This is a genomic window from Daejeonella sp. (genome assembly GCF_044348475.1).
In the GTDB taxonomy this organism is placed as follows: domain Bacteria; phylum Bacteroidota; class Bacteroidia; order Sphingobacteriales; family Sphingobacteriaceae; genus Daejeonella.
On record NZ_JBIKSU010000096.1, the window covers coordinates 1 to 5,956 of the forward strand.

Annotated in this window: 5 protein-coding genes, 1 tRNA gene and 1 pseudogene; 5 read left to right on the plus strand and 2 right to left on the minus strand. The window is 38.9% G+C overall.

The genetic code is table 11. The features are described 5' to 3' along the window. From ACIQZ6_RS11325 to ACIQZ6_RS11340, 4 genes and pseudogenes are all read left to right on the plus strand, one after another. Positions 1–286, plus strand: a pseudogene (locus ACIQZ6_RS11325) (1-deoxy-D-xylulose-5-phosphate reductoisomerase); the annotation flags it as partial. 27 nt (positions 287–313) lie between these two features. After that, on the plus strand, positions 314–1,642 hold the full coding sequence (gene rseP / locus ACIQZ6_RS11330; RefSeq protein WP_395811167.1) for an RIP metalloprotease RseP: 1,329 nt from the start codon (positions 314–316) through the stop codon (positions 1,640–1,642). A gap of 172 nt (positions 1,643–1,814) precedes the next feature. Beyond that, a complete protein-coding gene (gene hscB, locus ACIQZ6_RS11335; protein WP_395811169.1) occupies positions 1,815–2,342 on the plus strand; it encodes a Fe-S protein assembly co-chaperone HscB in 528 nt (175 codons plus the stop codon). A gap of 79 nt (positions 2,343–2,421) precedes the next feature. Beyond that, a tRNA-Leu gene (locus tag ACIQZ6_RS11340) sits at positions 2,422–2,501 on the plus strand. Between the two features lie 206 nt (positions 2,502–2,707). On the opposite strand, the gene ACIQZ6_RS11345 is transcribed toward ACIQZ6_RS11340, so the two are convergent. Together ACIQZ6_RS11345 and ACIQZ6_RS11350 are read right to left on the minus strand one after the other, a co-directional pair. Next, positions 2,708–3,301 carry a winged helix-turn-helix domain-containing protein gene (locus tag ACIQZ6_RS11345; RefSeq protein ID WP_395811171.1) on the minus strand — a complete coding sequence of 198 codons (594 nt, stop codon included), beginning with the start codon at positions 3,299–3,301 and terminating at the stop codon, positions 2,708–2,710. Positions 3,302–3,550: 249 nt separating this feature from the next. Next, positions 3,551–4,396 (minus strand): phytanoyl-CoA dioxygenase family protein, encoded by an 846-nt coding sequence (locus ACIQZ6_RS11350; RefSeq protein WP_395811173.1) that lies wholly within the window; start codon positions 4,394–4,396, stop codon positions 3,551–3,553. A gap of 130 nt (positions 4,397–4,526) precedes the next feature. Here ACIQZ6_RS11350 and ACIQZ6_RS11355 point away from each other — a divergent pair, with 130 nt between their 5' ends. Next, positions 4,527–5,396, plus strand: a complete 870-nt coding sequence (locus tag ACIQZ6_RS11355; protein WP_395811175.1) for an AraC family transcriptional regulator — start codon at positions 4,527–4,529, stop codon at positions 5,394–5,396. The last annotated feature ends 560 nt before the right edge of the window (positions 5,397–5,956 follow it).

Genomic DNA, 5,956 nt, shown 5'->3' on the forward strand with positions numbered 1-5,956 from the left:
CCTGAGCTTTGAGCAGGCTGACAAAAAGACGTTTAGAAATCTTGCACTAGCTTTTGAAGCCTTAAATACTGGCGGAAATATGCCATGTGTAATCAATGCTGCGAATGAAGTAGTTGTGGCAGAATTTTTGAAAGAACGTTTAGGATTCTTACAAATGAGTGATGTTATTCAAAAATGCATGAGCGAAATTTCGTTTATTGCAAATCCTTTACTGGATGATTATATCGAAACAGACAGGGTAACTCGTATTTACGCGCAAGAATTAGTAACAAATAACAAATATTAGAGTTTAAACAATATATATAGAACAGGTATGGATGGATTAGTAATGACAGGTCAGCTGTTATTGGGATTATCAATTTTAATCATATTACACGAGGCAGGACACTTTTTTGCCGCTCGTGCTTTTGGAATCAGGGTAGAGAAATTCTATTTGTTTTTTGATGCATGGGGTTTTAAGCTGTTCAGCTTTAATTATAAAGGTTGCGAATATGGTATTGGCTGGCTTCCATTAGGAGGTTATGTAAAAATCTCAGGTATGATCGATGAATCTATGGATTCAGAGCAGCTTGCTGGTCCGCCGCAGCCCTGGGAATTCCGTTCAAAACCAGCTTGGCAGCGACTGATTGTCATGCTCGGAGGTGTTACAGTAAATATTGTTCTGGGGATATTTATCTTCTGGATGCTTACGCTTAAAAATGGAGAAACCTTTATCCCGAATGATAAGCTACCTGATGGGATAAGTCCTGGGCTTATTGGCAAGGAAATTGGCCTTCAAACAGGTGATCGTATTACCGCAGTGAATGGAATGCCTGTTGTACGTTTCGATGAACTGACTAGCTCTAAGGTATTACTTGGGAATACTGAACTTAGCGTTGCCCGAGGTACTGAAATAAAAACCATACAGGTTCCTGGTGATATTCTGGAAATGGTTTCAGATTTGGGAATTGGACAATTTGTAGAACCCAGGGTTAAAATGTCTGGAATTGTGCAGATTGCTCCGGGTGGAAATGCAGCCAAAGCAGGGCTTCAAAAAGGGGATAGCATTTTAGCTGTGAATAATAAGGCTATAACTTTTTATGATGAATTCAAATCAGAGGTTCAGGCTAATAAGAATAAAACAGTTGCACTAGCACTGATTCGAAATAATCAACCCATGGAGCTACCCACTCAGGTTTCTGAAGATGGAACTGTAGGGGTCTATATTTCTCCTTATTTCAACATTCCTATTGAAACCGTAAATTATGGTTTAATTGGATCATTGCCTGTTGGTGCCTCAAAAGCATGGGGTTCATTCATGGATAATGCTAAAGGTTTGGGCAAGGTAGCTTCAGGTCAGGTTAAGGCGAATAAAGCTTTTACCGGACCTATTGGTATTGCTACAATGTTTGGTGCAACCGTAGACTGGGTTAAGTTTTGGAGCCTTGTAGGATTACTTTCTATGGCGCTAGCTTTAATGAACTTATTGCCTATTCCTGCATTGGATGGTGGTCATGCAATCTTCCTTCTGATTGAAATGGTGAAGGGAAAGCCACTTGGAGATAAGTTTATGGAGCGTGCCCAAATGGTTGGATTCGTGATTTTGGTTACGCTGATGGTGTTTGTATTTGGAAATGATATAATTAAACACGTGATCAATTGACAGTTGACAGTTGACATGGGTGTTAAAATTACTATTTTTTTAAATGAACACGGATGTCATCGCTACATAGGAGGGAACTTAGCAAATCTTATTGAAGAGTTTAATGTCGAGACCCGATATTCGTCATTTGAGTATTGCATCCAATCTTAAAATCCTTTAAACTATTCCTGCTGTGAATTATTTCGAGTTATATGATCTCCCCCTTAGTTTTCAGATTGACAGCGCCTTAGTCAAGAAAAAATTCTATGAGCTGAGTAAGCGCTATCATCCCGACTTTTATGTGAATGAAAGCGATGAAAAGCAGGCTGAGATTTTGGAGCTGTCTACTTTGAATAATAAGGCTTATCAGATTTTATCTGATCCATTGAAACGGATTGAATATGTTCTCTCCCTGAATAATATGCTTGCTGATGGTGATAAATATGTTTTGCCTCAGGATTTTTTAATGGATATGATGGATGTGAATGAGGCCCTGATGGAAATGGAATTCGATCATGATGAGTTGAAATTGGCAGAGCTAAGTGGGCAGATTGATGCGATGGAAATGACCTTGTTTGATGAGCTGAAGTCTGCTACGGATGAATTTGATGCCAAAACAGGGGAGGATGCTGATAATATCTTGTTGATGATCAAGGATATCTGGTATCGTCAGAAATACCTCTTACGGATCAGGGAAAGTCTGAACAAATTCAAAGCCTAAACCCTTTAAGTTATTAAAATTTTATTTATGTTTGCATCCCGCAACGTGGAGCGAATTTTCGTAAAACGTTTAAACAAAAGCCCAGCTGGCGGAACTGGTAGACGCGTCGGTCTCAAACACCGATAGGAAACTGTGCCGGTTCGATTCCGGCGCTGGGTACATTAAAAGCTCTCATATTTGAGAGCTTTTTCTTTTATAATTGTTCCGGTTCGCCCCGATAGCAATCGGGAGGTAAAAAGCCTGACACGAATTGTCGGGATTTGTTGTTTTGGAATATATTGAAACGGGGTCTAAGACTCCTTGAAAATGAATAATGCTTGTCGCGTAAGACTATCCCAAGAGTATAATCGATCTTGCTTAAGAACTTATTTCAAGCTTATACCCCTTGCCCCGAACAACAACAATGTTAATATTTGAATCAATTCCAGTTTTTTTCTGAGTTTTGAGATGAACATATCCAGGCTACGCCCCACAATAACACCTTCATCTTCCCAGATCTCTTTTTGCAGTCGGCTTCGCGCAATGGTTTCGTTTGGTGATGATGCGAAAATGAGTAATAAACGGGTTTCCGTTCCGGTCAGTTCTATTGTATTTCCATTTATTAGGAGCTTTCGGTTCTTTGCATCGAAAAACACCCTGCCCAAATTGAAGGTGCTGGCAGACTGAACATCAGATAAGCCTTTCCGGGGCTTAGCAGATCTCAAAAAAATAAAACCAACAAAAGCTAAAAATGGCAGGCCGCCCAGCAGATATCCATTCTTTGCTATTAATATACCTTTCGGTTCGAACCTGATATTAATCATGTAACATGCTTTGGGTTGCTCTCTTCCTGAACATGCTACTATATCATCTTTCTTATTTCCGGAAATAGCAAAACCATAAGCTACACTGGCGTTGTTACAGTTTAGAACGTTGACAACATAATCACCTGATGAACCTGACGATAAAGATATGTTCAAGTTTGTACCAAGCTGGAACAAACAAGTTGAAGAACCTGGAAATGTATTTAAGATTTTTGTTTCCGGGGATGCAATGTATGCTGTGGCGGTGAGTGCGGGATGTTGAAAAAAGTTATTGTCTTTAGTCTATTGAAGCGGCTTTATTAAATTTGCCAGCTGGCTATTTGAGAAACGAGGCCTGATACGAAAGTATCAGGCCTCGTTATTGTGTCAGATATTGGAACGGAGTCAAAGACCCCTGGCAGCTTATTATACTTTAAGATCATTTTCCCACCCTGTTTCTTTTAGAGCTGGATCATTCTCTTTCTTTAAAAAATCTGCATTCGATAAGCTTTCTGCATCCCACTCTAATACAGCTCTATCCGGCACTACTTCTATGGGCGTTTTCCATGACGTAGATGTTTCATTATAGGCCAGGTTAGACTGCAAGGAGTAGCAGGAAATAATTGACCACCGGGGATGATCGGAAAGATTTGCCTCCGACCTATGTAGTAAGTTACTGTGAAAGATAAGTGCGTCACCTGCCTCTAACTCACAGTATACCAGATCCATGGTTTTAAGAGCATTTTCGACCATTACTATATCTGCTCCAACCTGTTCACCTGCAAAACCATGATTTACACGCCCGAGTTTATGGGAACCTTTTATTACCTGTAGACATCCATTTTCTTTGTTAGCTGGTGTAAGGGCTACCATCACACTAATTAACTGATCGGGGAACATAAACTGGTTCTTATACCAGTATCCGTAATCTTGGTGCCATTCCCAGGCTCCTCCTATTTTGGGCTCTTTCTGCATCAGCTTGGAGTGAAAATGGCAAACCGGGGCATCTCCATTAAGTAGCTGAGCAACTGAGCTAACCATCCGTTCACTCCTGGTGAGATAACCAAAAACATCATTGCCCGGCTTAAACCAAAGTGAAAGCCTGGTTTTTTTACCGGCCTGGTCGTTCAGATCGAGTGCATTTTTTGACATCGCATCATCCTTCAGAGCTACATCGTATAGCTTTTTGATCTCAGCCGGGCTGCAAAATTTTTTGATAACCAGGTAACCATCGTTATTATAACTTTTAATTTGTTCAGGATTTAGTTTCATAACAGGAATTTTTATTTCAAAACTACACAGCTAACCTCCTTCTGACTACTTTTATTTCGGTATAAACTGATACTTTTTTGTCTTAATTTAAAATACTTTGATATATTAGAAGATAAAATTAAACAATTTTATGAAGCCTATTCTTGAACATTTGCCACTGGATGCAGCTGAATCGTTTGTAGTAAAATACTTTGATTACAACTACTATCCCACACCCTGGCACTTTCATCCCGAATATGAGCTTGTTCTGGTTACAGAAAGTACGGGGAAGCGTTTCATTGGAGACCGGATCAGCGATTTTAAGCCGGGCGACCTCGTGCTTTTAGGTCCGTTTTTACCACATTTATATCGTAACGATGCCGAGTATTACGAATTGAACTCTTCATTACGTGCGAAATCAATTGTTATTCACTTTTTAGAAGGCACGTTTGGAGATAATTTTTTTGGACTCCCAGAGACGGAAAAACTTCAAGCATTATTCAATAAATCGAGAAGAGGACTGGATATTATTGGAGAAACTAATAAAAGAGTGAGCCGAAAATTGCCTGAACTGTTAAAATTATCTGGTTTGGAACGATGGTTAAAGCTGCTGGAAATCTTAAACCACATTGCGGAATCTGCAGAATACCGGTTCATATCCAGCCATGAAGTTAACGGGCAAAGTGAACTAGAATCCGACAGGCTGAACAAAGTGATGGAATTTGTGATCAATTATTTTCCCGAGGATATATATATTGCCGACGTTGCCAACCTAGTAAATATGACAGAGAGTTCTTTCTCACGATACTTCAGGCAGCGTACTAGAAAAACGTTTGCTTCTTTTGTTACAGAGATCCGTCTGAATAAAGCCTGTAAATTGCTGATTGAAAACACTATGAATATCTCTGAAATTTGTTTCAAATGTGGATTTAATAACCTGTCAAATTTCAACAGGCAATTCAATAAAGTTTATGGGGTTAACCCGCTTACATATCGTAGACAATACTGGAATAAAATGTGATAGTTTTATTTAAAGCTATCTAACTTTCCTTAAGACCTCATTAAAGCGATTTCATCTTTTTTAATTTTATCGGATTACCGTGCTCCAACGCTAAGAACAACATAACATTTGATAAAAATATGCTTTAACAAATTTCATAATTATTCTAATCCTTTGCAGATTACTTTATTTCGGGATTTTCTATGATTTGATTATATCGGATTGAAAATGATCCTCAACGTCATGACCCAATCAATAATCGACGATATAAACGAGAAAACCAAAGCCTGATAGACAACAATAACTAATACTCAATGATTTTCTGATGTTGTAAATCTAAGGTTAGAGTTTAACGCAGTGCCTCTTCGGATTATCCAATGGCAGGGAGTCCTCAGAATCCTTAAATGAATCATAGGCGCATATGTTGTTTTTTCAAGGCGATTAATACCATCCGAACGGCCTGGCCTGCTATCATGATTTTATTCATCCCTTTGTGTGATTGGAAAAATCATGATGGTTTCATACTATCATAATCATCAATTAATTATTGGCAAAAAAAGCCTGTTACGCTTTTTGAAACT

Excerpts from the sequence above, each read along its gene's own strand:
- rseP (WP_395811167.1), top strand. The coding sequence starts at position 314 with ATGGATGGATTAGTAATGACAGGTCAGCTGTTATTGGGATTATCAATT.
- ACIQZ6_RS11350 (WP_395811173.1), bottom strand. The coding sequence starts at position 4,396 with ATGAAACTAAATCCTGAACAAATTAAAAGTTATAATAACGATGGTTAC.
- ACIQZ6_RS11355 (WP_395811175.1), top strand. The coding sequence starts at position 4,527 with ATGAAGCCTATTCTTGAACATTTGCCACTGGATGCAGCTGAATCGTTT.